Origin of the sequence: Clostridium sp. OM05-6BH, assembly GCF_003481635.1 — a bacterium.
Taxonomy (GTDB): Bacteria; Bacillota; Clostridia; order Lachnospirales; family Lachnospiraceae; genus Butyribacter.
In genome coordinates, this window is sequence record NZ_QULH01000048.1 from 1 (window position 1) to 844 (window position 844).

At 43.2% G+C, this 844-nt stretch carries 1 protein-coding gene; it reads left to right on the plus strand.

The features are described 5' to 3' along the window. Positions 1–834 (plus strand): carbon-nitrogen hydrolase family protein (locus DXB73_RS14350; RefSeq protein ID WP_147354914.1); only part of this gene is annotated, 834 nt, incomplete at its 5' end. Positions 835–844 lie beyond the last annotated feature (10 nt).

An 844-nucleotide genomic window follows, 5' to 3' on the forward strand; every position in this document is an offset into this window, starting at 1 on the left:
TTACAGCTTCTTCCAACAGGAAGTCTGAAAGGGAATATGGAAAAGGGAATCAAGGCTTGTTTTCAGGCAAAAGAAAAGGGGGCAGATATTGCAATTTTTCCAGAAATGTGGAGCTGCGGATACGTCTTTCCACATGAAGAGGCAAGCCTACGGGAATGTGCCATTCCTAGGTATGGCTCTTTTGTGAAAAGGTTTGCAGAACTTGCTGCAGAGTTGGATATGGCTATAGCTATCACTTTTTTGGAGCAACATGAGCCGAAACCGAGAAATACAGTTTGCCTTTTCGACAAACATGGCAAAATACAGTATTGTTATTCAAAAGTCCATATTTGTAATTTTGGGGAAGAAGATGATGAAAGTGTTCTGGATGCAGGAGATGATTTCTTTGTGACAGAATTGGATACGAAAGAAGGAGTTATAAAAGTCGGATCAATGATTTGCTATGACCGGGAATTTCCGGAAAGTGCTCGAGTTATGATGTTGAAAGGAGCGGAGCTACTTCTAGTTCCAAATGCCTGCCCAATGGAACTGAACCGCCTCGCACAACTCAGGGGAAGAGCATATGAAAATATGTTAGCTATAGCCACATGCAATTATCCGGCCCCTCATCCGGATTGCAATGGACATTCTACCCTGTTCGATGGTGTCGTATATCTTCCAGAGCTTCCTGACTCGCGAGATACATGTGTATTTGAAGCTGGCGAGGGAGAGGGTGTATACGTGGCTGAATTGGATGTAGATATGTTGCGAGAGTATCGTCATCGTGAGGTATGGGGGTGCAAAAATCGACGCCCAGAAGTGTATGGTATAATATCAGAGAGGAATCATATATAAAAGGGTTCAA